19 protein-coding genes and 2 pseudogenes are annotated in these 15,751 nt (G+C 70.2%); 19 read left to right on the forward strand and 2 right to left on the reverse strand.

All coding sequences use genetic code 11. From position 1 onward, the window contains the following. Nucleotides 1-135 precede the first annotated feature (135 nt). Together ACYUED_RS37090 and ACYUED_RS37095 are read right to left on the reverse strand one after the other, a co-directional pair. Nucleotides 136-504: a hypothetical protein gene (locus ACYUED_RS37090; RefSeq protein ID WP_107446550.1), complete on the reverse strand. Its 369-nt coding sequence runs from the start codon at nt 502-504 to the stop codon at nt 136-138. 72 nt (nt 505-576) lie between these two features. Further along, nucleotides 577-1,710 carry a C40 family peptidase gene (locus ACYUED_RS37095; protein ID WP_491288928.1) on the reverse strand — a complete coding sequence of 378 codons (1,134 nt, stop codon included), beginning with the start codon at nt 1,708-1,710 and terminating at the stop codon, nt 577-579. 513 nt (nt 1,711-2,223) lie between these two features. Between ACYUED_RS37095 and ACYUED_RS37100 the strand changes: the two genes are divergently transcribed. From ACYUED_RS37100 to ACYUED_RS37190, 19 genes and pseudogenes are all read left to right on the forward strand, one after another. Beyond that, nucleotides 2,224-2,979: a DNA-methyltransferase gene (locus ACYUED_RS37100; RefSeq protein ID WP_061334897.1), complete on the forward strand. Its 756-nt coding sequence runs from the start codon at nt 2,224-2,226 to the stop codon at nt 2,977-2,979. 239 nt (nt 2,980-3,218) lie between these two features. Next, complete coding sequence (locus ACYUED_RS37105; RefSeq protein ID WP_061334896.1) at nt 3,219-3,758, forward strand: DUF4913 domain-containing protein; 540 nt, start codon at nt 3,219-3,221, stop codon at nt 3,756-3,758. Next, nucleotides 3,755-4,240 carry a hypothetical protein gene (locus ACYUED_RS37110; RefSeq protein WP_061334895.1) on the forward strand — a complete coding sequence of 162 codons (486 nt, stop codon included), beginning with the start codon at nt 3,755-3,757 and terminating at the stop codon, nt 4,238-4,240. Before ACYUED_RS37105 ends, ACYUED_RS37110 begins: the two co-directional genes overlap by 4 nt. Nucleotides 4,241-4,258: 18 nt before the next feature. Beyond that, nucleotides 4,259-4,957 (forward strand): helix-turn-helix domain-containing protein, encoded by a 699-nt coding sequence (locus tag ACYUED_RS37115; RefSeq protein WP_307047077.1) that lies wholly within the window; start codon nt 4,259-4,261, stop codon nt 4,955-4,957. Between the two features lie 17 nt (nt 4,958-4,974). After that, nucleotides 4,975-5,722: pseudogene (locus ACYUED_RS37120) on the forward strand (hypothetical protein). A 181-nt stretch (nt 5,723-5,903) separates the two neighbouring features. Next, complete coding sequence (locus ACYUED_RS37125; protein ID WP_491294607.1) at nt 5,904-6,218, forward strand: SH3 domain-containing protein; 315 nt, start codon at nt 5,904-5,906, stop codon at nt 6,216-6,218. A 101-nt stretch (nt 6,219-6,319) separates the two neighbouring features. Continuing rightward, nucleotides 6,320-6,802, forward strand: coding sequence for a hypothetical protein (locus ACYUED_RS37130; RefSeq protein ID WP_491288929.1), 483 nt, complete (start codon nt 6,320-6,322; stop codon nt 6,800-6,802). Then, nucleotides 6,799-7,242 (forward strand): hypothetical protein, encoded by a 444-nt coding sequence (locus ACYUED_RS37135; protein ID WP_061334513.1) that lies wholly within the window; start codon nt 6,799-6,801, stop codon nt 7,240-7,242. The genes ACYUED_RS37130 and ACYUED_RS37135 overlap by 4 nt, the downstream gene beginning before the upstream one ends. A gap of 10 nt (nt 7,243-7,252) precedes the next feature. Then, complete coding sequence (locus ACYUED_RS37140) at nt 7,253-7,666, forward strand: hypothetical protein (protein WP_173985779.1); 414 nt, start codon at nt 7,253-7,255, stop codon at nt 7,664-7,666. Between the two features lie 42 nt (nt 7,667-7,708). Further along, nucleotides 7,709-8,551: a winged helix-turn-helix transcriptional regulator gene (locus tag ACYUED_RS37145; RefSeq protein WP_061334517.1), complete on the forward strand. Its 843-nt coding sequence runs from the start codon at nt 7,709-7,711 to the stop codon at nt 8,549-8,551. Continuing rightward, entirely contained in the window at nt 8,548-9,069 is a 522-nt protein-coding gene (locus tag ACYUED_RS37150) for a hypothetical protein (protein WP_061334519.1), read from the forward strand. Before ACYUED_RS37145 ends, ACYUED_RS37150 begins: the two co-directional genes overlap by 4 nt. Further along, a complete protein-coding gene (locus ACYUED_RS37155; protein WP_491288930.1) occupies nt 9,066-10,301 on the forward strand; it encodes an MFS transporter in 1,236 nt (411 codons plus the stop codon). Before ACYUED_RS37150 ends, ACYUED_RS37155 begins: the two co-directional genes overlap by 4 nt. A gap of 34 nt (nt 10,302-10,335) precedes the next feature. After that, nucleotides 10,336-10,638: a hypothetical protein gene (locus ACYUED_RS37160; RefSeq protein WP_307047082.1), complete on the forward strand. Its 303-nt coding sequence runs from the start codon at nt 10,336-10,338 to the stop codon at nt 10,636-10,638. 55 nt (nt 10,639-10,693) lie between these two features. Then, nucleotides 10,694-11,947 carry an ATP-grasp domain-containing protein gene (locus tag ACYUED_RS37165; protein ID WP_107446558.1) on the forward strand — a complete coding sequence of 418 codons (1,254 nt, stop codon included), beginning with the start codon at nt 10,694-10,696 and terminating at the stop codon, nt 11,945-11,947. Next, nucleotides 11,944-12,069: pseudogene (locus ACYUED_RS37170) on the forward strand (MFS transporter); the annotation flags it as partial. The gene ACYUED_RS37165 and the pseudogene ACYUED_RS37170, both read left to right, overlap by 4 nt. A gap of 200 nt (nt 12,070-12,269) precedes the next feature. After that, nucleotides 12,270-12,641: a helicase associated domain-containing protein gene (locus tag ACYUED_RS37175; RefSeq protein WP_234317464.1), complete on the forward strand. Its 372-nt coding sequence runs from the start codon at nt 12,270-12,272 to the stop codon at nt 12,639-12,641. 281 nt (nt 12,642-12,922) lie between these two features. Next, nucleotides 12,923-13,123: a hypothetical protein gene (locus ACYUED_RS37180; RefSeq protein WP_491288931.1), complete on the forward strand. Its 201-nt coding sequence runs from the start codon at nt 12,923-12,925 to the stop codon at nt 13,121-13,123. Between the two features lie 246 nt (nt 13,124-13,369). After that, nucleotides 13,370-14,914 carry an MFS transporter gene (locus ACYUED_RS37185; RefSeq protein ID WP_225967069.1) on the forward strand — a complete coding sequence of 515 codons (1,545 nt, stop codon included), beginning with the start codon at nt 13,370-13,372 and terminating at the stop codon, nt 14,912-14,914. 188 nt (nt 14,915-15,102) lie between these two features. Beyond that, nucleotides 15,103-15,738 (forward strand): TetR/AcrR family transcriptional regulator, encoded by a 636-nt coding sequence (locus tag ACYUED_RS37190; RefSeq protein ID WP_020276841.1) that lies wholly within the window; start codon nt 15,103-15,105, stop codon nt 15,736-15,738. Nucleotides 15,739-15,751 lie beyond the last annotated feature (13 nt).

Genomic DNA, 15,751 nt, shown 5'->3' on the forward strand with positions numbered 1-15,751 from the left:
TGGCCCGGGCGGCGTCCGCGAAGAGACGGCATCGCTCGCACGAGGACGCAGCAGGTGCCGCGCCGAGGCTGCGGACCGAGCCAGTGCTCCCGGCGAAGGCGCCGGCTCAGGGGCCGAACCGGCCGTGGAAGACCCCTACTTCGGGACCGGCGGCTTCGGAGCGGGGTTGGTCTTGTACGGGTTCGCGCAGTTGTAGATCATGTAACCGCGGCCGATTTTCTTGCCGTCCGACTTCCGGGTGACGGTGCCGCGCGTGTACCAGGTCTTCTCGGCCTTCTTGTAGACCCACTGGTCGTAGACGACCTTGTCGTGCCTGTAGCCGATGCCCAAGACCGTGGACGTCTTCGACGGTGCCTTGCGCACCTTGACCGCACTGCAGCTGATGGTGGTGGTGTCGGTGTCGTACGCCTGTGCTGCGGTGGCGGTGGCGAGGCCGCCGGCGACGACGGCCAGGCCCAGAGAGGCTGCCGCGATGGCACGCTGGGCGCGGGGGCGGGTTATCAAGAAGATGCTCCGTACGGTTGAGGGAATCTCGGTCAGAGATGTGCGCCGGGGCCCCTTGCGCCCCGGCCGGTGTCACCGGACGCGGCGGGCGGCGAGGATCGTCCAGTCCTTGATCGGAGTGATCCGGACCGGCTTGGTGGTGCGCGGCGCCTCGATCACGAGGCCGTCGCCCATGTACATGCCGACGTGCTCAGGGCGGGCGGCGGTGCCGCGGCTGAAGATCAGGTCGCCGGGCTTGAGTTGGGCTGGCGAGACCGCCTTGCCCTCGTTGACCTGCGTGTACGTGGTGCGGGTGAGCGTGACGTTGGCGTGGGCGTACGCCTGCTGCATGAGGCTGGAGCAGTCGCAGCGGCCCATGGGGTCGGGGCCGTGAGCGTTGGTGCAGGTGCCGCCCCACTGGTAGAGCGTGCCGAGCTGGTGCATCGCCCACTCGATGGCCTTGCGTGCCTTCGGATCGGCGTCCTTTGGGATCGCGTAGCCCTTCGGGACGCTTCCCTCGGGGATACGGCCGAAGCCGGAACCGTCCTGGCCCGGAGCACAGCCGCTCGTGCCGGTCGATGCTTGCTCGCCCTGGTCTGCGTCCTTGTTGTCCGCGTCGGTGCCGCCGCCCGGGAAGGTCTTGGCGATGGCATCCTGCAGCGCGGTGGCCAGGCTCTCCCACTGCGCATAGGCGTCGGGGTAGGCGGATCTCTGCACGGCTTGGGCGGCCTGGGCGACGGTCATCTGCTGCCAGCCGCTCACCTTGAGCAAGTGCTTGTAGAACTGCTCGGAGGCGTAGACCGGATCGCGGATCTGCTGGGCACTGCCCCAGCCCTGGGAGGGACGCTGCTGGAACAGGCCGAGCGAGTCCCGGTCCCCGTAGTTGAGGTTGCGCAGCCGGCTCTCCTGCATCGCGGTGGCGAGCGCGATGATCTGTCCCTTCCTGGGGACGTCGAGCGAGAGGCCGGCGGCCACGATCGTCGCCGCGTTGGGGACTTGTTCGGCGGACAGGTCCAGGCCCTCGACGTGGACGTTCTTGCCGGACGCGCCGTCGAGAATCTTGGTGACCTGCTCGGCGACCTCGTCGGTGTCGATGTCGGTGAGGCAGCTGCTGAAGGAGCTGCTGCTCTGCACGGCGTCGGCGGAGGAGGCCAGCATCATGCCGGTGCCGGCGATCAGGATTGGGGAGAGGAAGACGACGCCGATGCCGGCGGCGAGCGCCTTCAACCGGAGCGGATCGCTCGCCGGCCAGGGCTTTCGGGCGTGGGTGGGTGGCGAGACGTCATGAGCGTGTCCTTCGGGGTGCAGTGTCCGGCCGTGCCGCGTGCGAGAGGCGTGATGGGAAGGGCGCGGCGGCCGGGGTGGGCGATCAAGGCGGGCCGGTGTGGGCGAGTTGCCGCTCGCTCCGCGTGGCCGGGCGGTGAGCTAGGTGTGCCGGGGCAAGGGGGTACCTCCGTGAGGTGGGGCAGGGAGTAGTCAGCGGCGGTGTGCGCCGGGCGGTTCAAAAACAGTAGGCCCAGATCGGCGGTTGACCAAAAAGCTGGCGTGAGGTATCGGAATCCGGCACCTCACGCCAGCTTTTTGGTCGTCGGCGCTTTCGCCTCTACAGTTTTTGGACTCCCCCTCGCCTTCCTCGGTCTGTGGCCCTGGGCTTCTGCATGCCCACTTCCGGCCCGCGAGGATTTGTGTGCGAGGCGGTGAGTTCTCTCCGCGACTCCGCACCCGAATAGGGGTTCCTCTTTGCCTTTTTCTCTGCACCAGGGCGACGCCCTCAGTGTTCTCGCCGGCCTTCCGGACGGCTGCGTCGACTCCGTCATTACCGATCCGCCGTACAACTCGGGCGGTAGGACCGCGAAGGAGCGCACCACCCGCTCCGCGAAGCAGAAGTACACCTCCGCCGACGCCCAGCACACCCTGCCGGACTTCACCGGCGAGAACATGGACCAGCGAAGCTACGGGTTCTGGCTGACGCAGATCATGACCGAGGCCCACCGCCTCACCAAGACCGGCGGGACCGCTCTGCTGTTCACCGACTGGCGTCAACTCCCGATCACGACGGATGCGATCCAGGCGGCAGGGTGGCTGTGGCGCGGGGTACTGGCCTGGCACAAGCCGCAGGCCAGGCCCCAGAAGGGCCGGTTCACCCAGAACTGTGAATTCATCGTCTGGGCCAGCAAGGGGGCGATCGACGGCTCCCGGAACCCCGTCTATCTGCCCGGCATGTACTCGGCCTCGCAGCCCTCGGGGGCGAAGCGTCAGCACATCACGCAGAAGCCCGTCGAGGTGATGCGCGAGCTGGTCAAGATCAGTCCTGAGGACGGTACGGTGCTCGACTTCTGTGCCGGCTCCGGCTCCACGGGGGTGGCCGCACTGCTGGAAGGCAGGGACTTCATCGGCGTGGAGAAGACCGAGCACTACGCGGCGATCGCGGCTGACCGGCTCACCGAGACGATCCGCGAGACCCTCACGCAAGACGACGTGGTTCTCACCGCCTGAGCCGCGAGCGCGCTTCCCGTCAAGGCGACCGGCGCCCTAGTGGCAATCCGGCGAAGTGGACTTGTCACCCGTCGGCGGTCCGAGCATTGCCGCTTCCGTCTTCCTTACATTCCGCGTCTCGTAGGAGGCCCAACTTCTTCATGCCCGAACCCATAAAACCCCCTGACGATGGGGAGTTGGAGCCGGTACGCATTCCCGATCCACAGCTGGAAGGAATCGAGGCGAGCGTCCGACGGCTCATGGAGCAGTCGGCGCAACAGGCGCAGCAACTCGACCACCTCGCGTCCGCCCCTGAGCCGAGCGGATCGCCGTTCGCCGCGTTCGGCATGCCGGGGCTCGGCGGGCCGCCTGCCGCCGCTCCGCCGGAGCCCCGCCCGATCCTGGAACTCGACGGGGAGGAACGCGAAGACGAACTCGACGCCTTGTCGGACTGGATCGACGACTTCTTCCTCCCGGTGTACGGGGCGGAGGTCACCACCGCAGCGCCCTGGTGCCTGCAGTGGCAGGAGCACGACGACGTCGTGGCCTGGCTCCACGCCCTGTGGCTCGCCTACCAGCAACACAAGGACCCCGAAGCCGGATTGAGCGGCCTGTTCGTGTGGCACCGGGACTTCCTCACCCACGCCCTTGCGGCCGTCCGCGCACCGGGCGGGCCGCTGTCGGCCTGCATGACCTCTCCCGACCGGCCAGCGCACCGTCTTCTGCCCGGCCCGCCGCCGTCCGCGCGCACGGAGACGGCGGCGGCGGAAGCCGACGGGCCCGCAGAGCCGACGTCATGACCGCGGGACAGGGACAGCCCGCCTTCGGACTGAGCTTCGACCCCCGCGCGCTGACCGATCTCCTCCAAGCCCCCAGCGATATCCGCGACCTCACCCTCGCCTACCTGCAAGAAGTCGTGAACGCACAGCGCTTCGGACTGCGCCTCGACGGTGACCTGGAGGGCTACCGAAAGCTCTTCGTGGACTCGCGCAAGGACTGGCGCGTCGTCTACGGCGTCCGCCCGGCCCCCGCGGAGTCCGCGCACTCAAAGGAGATCCACGTCGTCGCCATCCGGCCGCGTGCGGGCAACGACGTCTACGACGAGGTCGGCCGCCGCCTGGGGATGACCCGCCGGCCGCTGAGCGCCCGCACCCACGCGGCCCGCTCCCGCTCCCCGCAGCTGACCACCCGCACTCCGACGCCCCGGCCCGGTCCACCGTCCACCGCAACGCCGGGTCTGCCCCGTCCCGCACACAACCCCGCGCACCACCACACCCGCTGAACGCACGGAACCTCGCCTATGCCCCCTGAACCCGCGCCGACACCAGCCCGGCGTGCGGTCTCCCCGCTCGACCACCGCCTCGAAGCCGCCACCGCCCACGACATCGACACCCTGTGGGCCTACCGCGACCGCGGCATCCTCGACGAGCCACACGCCCACCTGGTCGATCGACACCGCGAGCTGGCCAAGACCCAGACCGGCGTCACCTTCTACCGCCGCCTCCTGAACCGCCTTTCCAGCGGCGAGTTCGACGTCAACGACGCCCTGTTCACGCGCATCCACCGCACCGTGGACCAACTGGAGGAGGCCGCCGACGCACGGAACGCCGCCGCCGGGAAGGTACTCGCCGCCCTGGAGCCCATCGAGGCCGCCGCAGCGGCCCCGGCGCCCGAAGCGCAGCCACTCGCGACGGACGACCACGCCGCCCTGCTCGCCATCGCCGGTGGCGCCAAGCTCTACGAACACCTGCTGACCGGCCGGATGTCCGTCACCGCCGCCTCCGGTACCCGCATCCCACACGCCAAGCTGCAGCGACTGGAGGACGCCGGCCTGGTCGTGAGGGATACCGGCCACCCCGTGCACGCCGGCCAGCCGGTCGCACTCACCGACGCCGGACGCGCCGCGCTGTTCGCCGCCCGTCGGACCCCCACGACACGGGCACCCACGCTCCCGGCTCGCCCCGGCACGTCGCCGTCCACGCCGGTGCAGCGGCGCTGAACTCCACCGAAAGGCCCTTGTTGCCCCCTACCGAACCGGCGCCGGCCCGGAAGCCCATCCCCCAAGTCGACTTCGAGCTGGACGACTTCGATGCCAACGAGGAGATGTACCTCGACTTCTACCGCCAGGTCGCCGTCCACGAGGACATGCTCGTCCCCCTCGCCACACCACACTCCCAACGGCGCGCACAGCTACTACGTCCTCTTCGACCGCACCGCCACCTGGGGACACCCTGGTATGCCGCAGCTGCTCGCCGTGCATCTGCAACGGGACCGAGAGAAGCGGACGTTCACCTTCGAGCAGGCCGGCGTGCCACTGCCCGCGATGGCGCAGTCCTGGCTCGTCCACCGCGGCTGCCCGCAGGACGCCATCGGCCTCGACCCCGAGCTGGGGCCACCGCCGGCAGACGAGGCGACTCGTGCGCTGGAGCGACGCCTTGCGGGCGACGGCGACCACTACGCCATGGGCTACTCCTACACCCGCGACGACCCGGACGACATGGTCACCGTCGTGGCACTGCGCGCCCTGGACGAGCGAGCCCCCAGCCCCTTCCGCGTCGTGGTCGAGGAGGTCGACACCGACGCGTGGACGCACACCCTGCGCGAGGGCGGCTTCGACACCGTGGGCGAAGCCCTGCAGTGGTGCGACGACCGGCTCACCGGCGAGGCCAGCCCCCTGCCGCCGGTCCGCCCGGCAGCCGCAGCCAGCCGCCCGGCCGTCCTGCCGAAGGCCCCTGCTCCACGCCCGCCCGGCCGCTCGCGCTGAGCGCCAAAGCCGACGCTGGCGGCGCAACATAGCCGACGATCGCCGGTTAGCCAAACCGGCGATTCTCCGGACTCTTATACAGCCGCCGGGACAACTCCCGCGGCGCCATTCCACGCAATCCCTATGCCTTCACGGAGGTTTCTTCCGCATGCGCTCCACACGAATTGCCATATCCGCGGCGATGCTCGGCACGCTCGCCCTGCCGGTGCTCTGCGCCACCACCGCCAGTGCGGCACCCGCCGCGGTATCTGCGGCCCCCGCGAGCAGCTGTTCGTCCCTGCCGCCGCTGCCGTACAAGGTCCACGCGTCGGCTGCGACCATCCGGTCCAAGGCCACCACGAAGTCCACCGCGCTCGGCGTGCTTTACAAGAGCCACAGGTTCACCGTGCACAAGAAGAGCGGCAACTGGCTCTACATCACGGACAGGTCGACCGGCGTCAAGGGCTGGGTGTCCGGAACCTACGTCTACCGCGATACCCGTATGTGCCTGGACTGACAGGTATTCAGCAGGTGCCCGTAAGCGGCTGAGCCGCCGGGTACGGCCGCCCCCTCGCATTCCCCCCAGGCACCGGTCTTTCTAGAAAAGGAGTTTCTCTTTTGTCCGACGGCATATCCGATGAGGCTGAGGATGTCGTGGGCGTGCTCACCGAACGGATCGAAGCGCGCTTCGCCATGGACATGGACCAGTTGAAGGCCGCGGTCGCCGCCGCGCCGCCCGTGAACCCTGACGCCACCGACGTCGTCAAGTGGCACGGCCTTCTCGTCGAGGCCCAGTCCCTGCTCGAGCGCGCGGAGGACGACCTCCTCGCCGCGCTGGAAACCCAGCCCAGCGAGGTCGACGACCCGACGATGGGCCTTGCCCACAGCGTGAACGCGGCTGTCACCGCACGCGACGGCCGGGCTCTGGTCGTGCGGTGGCTCCTCGACCCGGACGCTCCGGGCAAGAAGGACCTCGCCGCCGAACGGCTCGCCCGCCTTCGCCCCCGAACCGGGCCCGCGGTGCAGACCAGCGCTCCCCACCGACCCGCGGGTACACCCGCGCCGGCGTCGGCGGGGCGGACAGGAAGGCCCGTCCGTTGAGGAGGGTCAAGTCCAGCACGATGGACGGCGACCTGGAGAAAGTCTTCGGGAGCCCCGTTTCGAAGCTGTACGAGGCGGCAGTGGGCCACGATGCCTCTCCCGCCCTCGCCCGTGCCCTGGAACTGCGTTCCTTTCTGGCTCTGACCGAGGAGCAGGTCGCCCGCGTCCGCGACCGCGTGTGCGCGGACATGGATCCGGACCGCGACATGGGCGAGCTGTCGGCGGACAAGCTCCGCTTCGACGCGCGGTGGCTGGAGGCGGCGCTGGATGCCCGCGACGGCTACCGCGCCGCCCTCGGCGAGCTGCTGCGCACCATGCCTCCGCCCGACCAGCGGGCCCGTCCCGTCCGTACGGCACAACTCAGGGTCACCGCAGCCCTGCCCCCGTCCGCCGCCCCGGCACCTCAGCGTGCCGGGGTGGCCCGGGCCCGCCGACCGTGAAAGCCCCCGCTTGTCTCACCTCACGTCCACCGAGATAGCCGGACGGATCGAGGACCTCTACGGCGCGCCGCTCGCCGACCTCGAAGCCCACGCCCAGGACCAGCCGCCCGGCATGCTCTCCGCCCTGCTCGGCATGCACCACGACCTCGCCCTCGCCGAGCGGAGCATCGACTTCCACCGCGACCACCTCGCCCGGCTCATCCACCCCGAGCGGCAGATCGGCCGACACGAGGTCTCCCATCTCCTCGATGGCTCCCGCCGGCTCGCCGAAGCCGTCGCAGTCCGCGACGTCCAGGCCAAGTCGGTCGCCGCCGTTCTGCAGAGCCTGGCCCGCGTCCCGGCCCCAGCCCCGACCCCGCCGACTCCCTCGCCACCCGTTCCGGCTCCACCACTTCCGGCCCAGAGCACCGCACACAGCCGCTGATCCGCTGGCGATTTCCCTTTACTCACCCAGGAGTTCCTCCCCTTGGCCATCACCGCGCTGCCTCCCGACACCGATGCCGACATCGCCCGGGTCACCGAGGCCCTCGCTATGATCACCCCGCGCTGGAACGTGAGGATCCTGCTGGCACTCTCCGGCCCGCCACAGCGTTATAGCGAGCTGGCGGCCAAGGTGTCCTGGTTGCAGAACGGCCAGCTCCATCCCAAGCTCAAGTCGCTGTGCGACGCCGGGCTCATCGAGCGCACCGAACACACCGCACGGCATGTGACCTACGGCCACACCGAGCGTGGGGTCGCCCTGCTGCCGGTCCTGCCGGTGATCGTCACCTGGGCCGAGGAGCATCTGGAGAAGGCGGACCGCCCGCTGCCCGCGATCGAGCAGATCGAGGACAGCCTCACCCTGCTCACCCGGCGGCACGCCGCCGCCATCCTGTGGGTGCTGAAGTCCCGCGAGGAGGTCAGCGGGCGGGCCCTGGCCCGGATCGTGATGCCCAGCAGCGACTGGACCAACATCTACCCGCCGCTGCGACAGCTCGTCGCCGACGGCCTGGTCGACACCGAGGGCCTCGGCCTGCCCTACCGGCTGTCCGCGGCGGGCGACGGCCTGAGTCCCGTTCTCGGCGCCCTGTCCGCATGGTGTGCCGGACAGCCCCTCAACCAGGCGGCCCAGCACCCGGTCTGGGGGCATCCGCAGGCGAAGCTCGCGCCGAGGCCGTGGGTCAGCAGCCAGTCCCGGCCGGCCCCCGTAACCCTCCCGCAGGCCCGGACGGGTGAGTCCTCTCCGGCGTGGCACAACCGCGATCTCTTCTCCCATGCCACGGCCGCCCGGCCGAAGGCAGCCATCCCGGCGGGAGGTCCGCGCCGATGACTACCTTTTTCACCTCTGCCGAAGTACGCAACGCGGTCGAGCTGCTGGCTTCGCGTTCCTTGATCCGCCTGGTCACCGAGATCGACGACAACGGGGCGATACCGCCGCGACGGCTGGCCGGTACCCTCCCCGACCTCTCCTCGCACCAACTGCGCCGCGCTGCCGAAGCGGCCCGCGCCCACGGTCTCGTCCGGACCGCGCCCGGCGCCGGTCTGGAACTCACCGAGTCGGGTTCGGAGTTGGCCGACCTGTACGACGCGGCTGCGCGCTGGGCTCGACGCCATGCCTACCCGGCACCGGTTTGCGAGTTCAGCAGTCGTGTCCGCCACGTCCTCGACCTCCTGGCGCCCTCGCTCGCGACCGAGCGCGCCGACGGCCTGCCGCAGCGGGCCGCCGCCGCGCGGCTGCCCAGCGACGAGGCCGAAGCGGACCTTGTCCGTCCCCGCATCCTCCTGATCCAGTGGCTGGCCGGCAACCCCCAGATCACCCAGGTGTCCGAGCCCGAGCCGGCCGCGTGAGCACAGCGGCTGCACCCCGGAATGCACGCCACACCGCCGGGCTGATGCGCAGCATCTACCTGCCGCGCACGGCGGACGCTCTCGCGTTTGCGATGTCCACCTACGGCATCCCGCTGCTGGTCCTGGCCACCACGCGCTCCGCCGCGCTGACGGGCGCCGCGTTCGCCCTGGAGTGGATCCCGCGGCTGGCGGCGTTCGGGTGGGCCGGATCCATCGTCGACCGGCGCGGGGCGGCAGTCGTCTTCCATCTTGCCTCCCTGGGGCGCGCGCTGGCCCTCGCCGCCGGCGCGGTCTTGCTCCACTGCCACCCGTCCGGCACCGTGGCGACCGCAACGGTGTTGGTGCTGGCGGCTACGACCGGCGTGCTCACCGAGTTCAGTTACATCGCGGCCGAGACCGCGGGCGCCGCCGCCGGCCGACGGGCAGGAAAGCGGGCCCACCGCGTCCAGGCGGCCCTGCTCGGCATCGACCAGACCGCGACCCTGGCCGGCCCCGCCCTCGCCGGACTGCTCCTGCTCGCCGGGCCGCCGACGATGCTCGCGGTGATCACGGTGCTCTCACTTCTCGCCTCGATGCTCGCCCTGCGCACACCCCCCTCACCCGTTGCCCCGGCCCGCGCGCCGAAGGGACAGTCCGGCGCCGGACTACTCACCGGGTGGCGCACCATCCGCTCTCTTCCGGCGCTCGGCTGGCTCGTGACCGGGCTGACCCTGTCCAACCTGGCCACCGGACTCCTCCAAGCGGCCGGTCCGGTAATCGTTGTCAAGCACTTCGGGCAGTCCACCACGGCCGTCGGCCTGGTCTGGTCCGCCGCCGCGGCGGCCACCCTCTTGGCCGTCACCATCTGCCGGTTCGCGCTCGACCGCCTGGGCCTGTGGCCGGTCGGCGCCGCCTGCGCCGCCCTCGCCTCGCTCGCCTGCCTCGCCGCCGCCCAGGCCCCCGACTACCTGTCCTACCTGGTCCTGGTCGCGGTCCTCATGGCGGCCGACGGCGGCATGACGGTGGTCCTGCGCACCCTGCGCTCCCGCCTGATCCCCCCGGAGAAGTTCGGCAGCACCCTGTCGGCGACCATCCTCGTCCTCCTGCTGCCCTTCCCCGTCGCCGGCGTACTCACCGCGCTCACCCCGCCCGACGCGCTGGGCCACGTCATCACCGTCTGCGCCGGTCTGCAGGCCCTCGGCCTGTTGTACGCGTTCGCCCGCCTGCGCACCGATCCCGCCCTGCGCACCTGACCCTGCCGCGCTTTCCCCTCCTGTGGAGAACCTCATGCCCACCGCCGTCCTCGGGACGAACCGCGCGAGCGGTCGCACCATCACCGAACAGTTCCACGCCTTCGACGCGCACAACCCGCACGTCTACCGCGCGCTGGAACGCATGGCCGCCCGCCGCCTTGCCGCCGGTGCCACACGGGTCAGCCTCAAGGACCTCTTCGAAGACCTGCGTCGCCAACTCCCGTACGGGGTCGCCGGGCTGAACAACAACTACACCGCCCTCTACGCCCGCCGCCTGATCGACGACCACCCCCACTGGGCCGGCGTGTTCGAGCTGCGCCGACGCCGCGCCGCCTGAAACACCCCCTTTCCCTTCCCGCGTCCTGCCGCCTACCGACTCGGAGAACCCCTTCTTGTCCGCTCGCCCCCTCGTACTCGTCGTCTCCCCGGGCGATGAGGCGGATCGCGGCTACTGCCTTGAGCAGGTCGCCGCCGCGTACGACATCGTCCTGCTGACCGGCACCGAGCCCTCGTGGGAGAAGCCGCACATCGTCGACCACGCCGTCGCCGATCTGAACGACACCACCGCGCTCCTCTCCGCCGGCCGGGCTCTGGCGGAACGACACGACCTTGCCGGCGTCGTCACCTGGGACGAATGGAACCTCGTCCCCACCGCCCGCCTCGCCCGCGCGCTCGGTCTGGCCGCGAACTCCGTCGAGGTGATGAGGGCCTGCCGCAACAAGGCCACCGCCCGCACGTTGTTCGCCCGCCACGGAGTGCCGTCGGCAGCCTCGATGACCGCCCGGACCCTGCAGGAGGCTGAACGGGCGACGAGGACCCTCGGCTTCCCCGCCGTCATCAAGCCCGCCGCAGCGGCCGGCAGCATCGGCGTGATCCGCATCGACCGGCCCGAAGAGCTGCCCGCAGCCTTCGAGTTCGCCTCGGCCGGCGCACGCCGCAGCCGCGAGGACAGTGGCGTCCTGGTCGAGGAGTACCTCGACGGACCGGAGGTCTCCGTCGAATGCGTCACCCACCGCGGCACCACCACCGCCGTCGCCGTGACCCGCAAGCGCCTGGGCCCCGCCCCCTACTTCGACGAGACAGGTCACACCGTCGACGCCGCCGATCCGCTCCTTTCAACGGTGGCGCCGACCGCCGCTGCTGCCATCAAGGCCCTGGGAATCACCGACGGCGTGCAGCACGTCGAGATGCGCCTGATCGGCGACCGGCCCCGCCTGATCGAGGTCAACGCACGCCTGGGCGGCGACATGATCGGACACCTCGTCCACCTGGCCACCGGCGTCGACCTCGCCCGTGCCGCCGCCGACATCGCCTGCGGCCATACCCCCGACCTGACGCCCAACCGCCACCAGGGGGCGGCGATCCGCTTCATCTACCCCGCCTACTCCGGCACCCTCACCGCCCGCCGCCTGACGGCACACGTCGGGGGAGTGGAGCGCGTGCGCTTTCAGCGACAGGCCGGCGACCCGCTCGTACTGCCACAGGACGGCGGCGACCTGTACACCGCCCGCATCGGCTTCCTGATCACCACCGGGCCGACCGCCACTATCGCCGAAGCCCGCGCCCAGGAGGCGTACCGCAACCTCGACGTCCAGGTCGCCCCGGTCCCGCCGACGGCCCTTACTACCGGCCAGGGCGCCGCGTGAGACAGACCGCAGTACCCGAGCTGGTGCGCAGCCGCCGCCTGCTGACCGGGTACTTCGCCGGACTGGGTGTGGTGATGGCCGTCTGGGGCGCGCGCATGCCCGCCGTCCAGAACGCCGCCAAGGCTGTTGAACGGCACTGAAGAGTTCAGTTGCGCACGAAACAGTTCAGCGGTCAGTTCAGTAGCGCGGTGAACTGTTCAGTGCCATACCTAGCATCGTGGTGTGGCTGAAGGTCCCAACGTCCCGCCACGTGTCCGAGTCAGCTGTCCCCGGCCAGCAGCGCTGCAGCGCACCCCAGATCCGGCCTGCGGCCCGAGGAGCAGTGGCGAATGGCCTCACACCACGCACATCCTGTGTCTCCCTGCGGTGCACCGCGCCGACCACAGTCCCCAGCGGTCTGCAGCAGTGGCTGCTCGGCGAGGTGCTGGGCATCGAGCCTCTTCCGGAGCGACCGCCCGTCCCCGCGGTCTCTCCGCGGCGCAGCCGGGCGCAGAAATGGGAGGCGAACTTGGCGGCGTCCCGCCAGTACCGCACCCGGGAGGGGCATCTGAACGTACCTCGATCGCACATCGAAACTGTTGACGGGGCGGAGCTGGCCCTCGGTGTGTTCATCGCCAACGCCCGTACTCGCAAAGCGAGTCTTGCTCCCGAACGAGTGGAGGAGCTGTCCGCTGTTGGTATGCGCTGGCAGTGAGTCGGGGAAAGGGGTCAGCTGGGCCGTGGTGGGCGTCGGCCTCGCACACGGTGAACGGACGGGCCTGAGTCAGCGGGGAGTCAGCCCGGGCCGTGGCAGTGCACGCGCGGCGGGTGCACATGGGCCGCTTGGGGAACTGTGGCCGCTGCCAAGCGAGTTCACGCGTCTACGGCCGTAGCCGCCTGCATGCGGGGCCGGCCCAGTTCCGCCGTGCCGCCCCGCGACGACGCGTTCACCTCGGGGCACTGGCCCCTCCAGCCCGCTGCCCTCCACCCAGCCTGGTGTCGATCCAAGCGATCACCAAAACCCTGCGCCCCTACGGCCACCAGACCGGCCGCCTGCGCCTGGACCGCATCCTCAACGAAGCCCAGCACACCAACGACCCCCGCCACCCCATCCGCCGCACAGCGGTTCTCCTGACTGCGCCGGATACCTCTGAGCGGGCAGACCAGGCCGGTTCGACATCCGTTAATCCGGCTTGAGAGCTCCACTCCGACAACTGCCGGCCTGGAGTCGGGGAACGGGCCGCGGACAGCCGCCGAGCCTCCTACCAGCTGCCGACGCCACGTGCCATATGTCACTTGGAATTAACTTGGCACTTGACTGCCACATGGCACTTGATGCCATAACGTGGGTTCATCCGATCGAACCGTGAGTTCAGGAGAACCCTCACCGTGAGCAAGTCCACCGTTGCCGAAGCTCCCGTCCAGAAGCCGGTCCCAGCAGCCCTGGGCATCCGCCGACTGCGTGGCCATCCGTGGCTGTCGTTGCTGGCCGTCGCGCTCGGCGTGATGCTCGTCGCGCTGGACGGGACGATCGTCGCCATCGCCAGCCCGGCCATCCAGAAGGACCTGGACGCCTCACTCTCCGACATCCAGTGGGTGACCAACGCCTACCTGCTGGCCCTCGCGGTCAGCCTGATCACCGTCGGCAAGCTCGGCGACCGCTTCGGGCACACGAAGATCTTCCTGATAGGTGCGGTCGGCTTCGTCGCCTCCTCCGCCGGCATCGGCCTGACCGACGACATCAAGGTCATGATCGGCCTGCGCGTGGTGCAGGGCTTGTTCGGCGCGATGCTCCAGCCGACCGCGCTCGGCATCATCCGCTCCACGTTCCCGGCCGAGAAGCTGAACTCCGCGATCGGCATCTGGGGCGCGGTGGTCGCCGCGTCCACCGCGGCCGGCCCGATCGTCGGCGGTCTGCTGGTCGAGCACGTGAACTGGGAGTCCTGCTTCTACATCAACGTGCCCGTCGGCATCGTCGCCGTCGTCATGGGTCTGCTGTTCCTGAAGGACACCGAGCGCGACCAGAACTCCAAGTCCTTCGACGTCCCCGGGATCGTGCTGCTGTCCGGCACCCTGTTCCTGCTGGTGTGGGCCCTGATCAAGGCCCCCGACTACGGCTGGGGCGACACCAGGACCCTTGGCTTCCTCGGCGCCACCCTGGTCGTGGGCCTGCTGTTCGTGCTGCGTGAGCGCCGCACGAAGGAGCCGCTTCTGCCGCTGCGACTGTTCCGCTCCCTGCCCCTGTCGGCGGGCGCCGTACTGATGCTGATGCTGTCGTTCTGCCTGTTCGGGGCCATGTTCTACATGACCTTCTACCTGCAGAATGTGCACGGCATGAGCGCCGTCGACGCCGCCGTGCGGATGCTTCCCCTGACGGGCCTGATGGTTGTCGGCGCACCGCTGGCCGGCGCGCTCATCAATCGGTTCGGTCCGCGGCCGCCGATGGTCGCCGGCATGCTCCTGACGGCCGGAGCCCTGTTCGGTCTCGCCGGCCTCAACACCGGTTCGGGCGCCAACGACACCCTGGTGTGGTTCGGCATGCTGGGCCTCGGCCTGGCCCCGATCATGGTCGGCGCCACCGAGGTCATCGTCGGCAACGCCGAGGTCGAGCTGGCCGGTGTGGCCGGCGGTCTGCAGTCCACCGCCATGCAGGTCGGCGGTACCCTCGGCACCGCGGTCCTGGGCGCGGTGATGACGGCCAAGCTCAACGACGTCTTCGCCGAACGCTGGTCGGCCGCCCACCTGCCGCCCCTCAGCGGCGAGCAGCTCGCCCAGGCCAAGGAGGCGGTCTCCGTCGGCGTCGCCCCGGTCGCCCCCAAGACCCCGGCGCCCGTCGCCGAGGTCATCACGAACATGACGCACAGCGCCTTCATGGACGGCATGCATCTCGCGTTCGTCGTCGCCGGCGTCGTCGCCCTCGTGGGCGCCGCGATCGGTCTGCTGACCAAGCAGGGCCGCAAGGTCGAAGGCGCCGCCGTGCACATCTGACGTCCTGCCAGGCGGGCCGGCGGTCCGCCCGCAGGCGCGGGGAGCGCGCCGCCCGGCTTTGAGCGGTGCCGGACGGAGGGCCACGAAACACTCCCCGCTCGGCCGGGGCCCTCGTGGGGACGGCGGGCCCCGGCCTCTCCTTCTGCCCTGTGGCAGACTTCCAGCGGAAAGAGCGGAGGCAGGACGACATGACGGCTGAGGCGAAGCCCGGTCTGCGGGAGCGCAAGAAGATGCGCACCCGGTATGCGATCATCTCGACCGCCGTAACCCTGTTCGTGGAACGCGGTTACGACGAGACCACCGTCGCCGAGATCGCCGAAGCCGCCGAGGTTGCTCCCCGCACCTTCTTCCGCTACTTCGCGACCAAGGACGAGGTCGCCCTGGCCCTGATCACCGAGGCCGACGAGGCCATCTTTCCCGCCCTGGAGGCACGCCCGGCCGAGGAGCCGCCGGTTACCGCGTTCGCCAACGCGGCCCGTACCGTCGTGGAGCAGCTGATGGAGGCCGACGACGGCACCGGCGAACTGTGGACGCGCATCGTGTGGCTGCTGGAGAACTCCCCGCCGCTGCTAGCCGCCTATTTCCAGCGCCTCCTGTCGATCGAGGACCGTCTCGCGCGCAAGCTCGCCGAGCGCGAGGGTGTGGACCCGGACACCGACCTGCGCCCCTTTCTCGCCGTCGGCGCGGTCGGCACGGCCCTGCGCGCCGCCCATCACCGCTGGGCGGCTCTTCCCCAGGGCACGGCGGAGGATCTGGCCCGGCTGCGTGAGCAGGCCCTGCAGATCTTGAACGAGCCCCTCGACCGTCACTGGCGGGAGGGCTGAGCTCGGAGTCGAG

This window comes from Streptomyces sp. DF42 (assembly GCF_058267695.1).

Excerpts from the sequence above, each read along its gene's own strand:
- ACYUED_RS37160 (WP_307047082.1), top strand. The coding sequence starts at position 10,336 with ATGCCCACCGCCGTCCTCGGGACGAACCGCGCGAGCGGTCGCACCATC.
- ACYUED_RS37190 (WP_020276841.1), top strand. The coding sequence starts at position 15,103 with ATGACGGCTGAGGCGAAGCCCGGTCTGCGGGAGCGCAAGAAGATGCGC.
- ACYUED_RS37115 (WP_307047077.1), top strand. The coding sequence starts at position 4,259 with ATGCCCCCTGAACCCGCGCCGACACCAGCCCGGCGTGCGGTCTCCCCG.
- ACYUED_RS37105 (WP_061334896.1), top strand. The coding sequence starts at position 3,219 with ATGGAGCAGTCGGCGCAACAGGCGCAGCAACTCGACCACCTCGCGTCC.
- ACYUED_RS37125 (WP_491294607.1), top strand. The coding sequence starts at position 5,904 with ATGCTCGGCACGCTCGCCCTGCCGGTGCTCTGCGCCACCACCGCCAGT.
- ACYUED_RS37110 (WP_061334895.1), top strand. The coding sequence starts at position 3,755 with ATGACCGCGGGACAGGGACAGCCCGCCTTCGGACTGAGCTTCGACCCC.
- ACYUED_RS37150 (WP_061334519.1), top strand. The coding sequence starts at position 8,548 with ATGACTACCTTTTTCACCTCTGCCGAAGTACGCAACGCGGTCGAGCTG.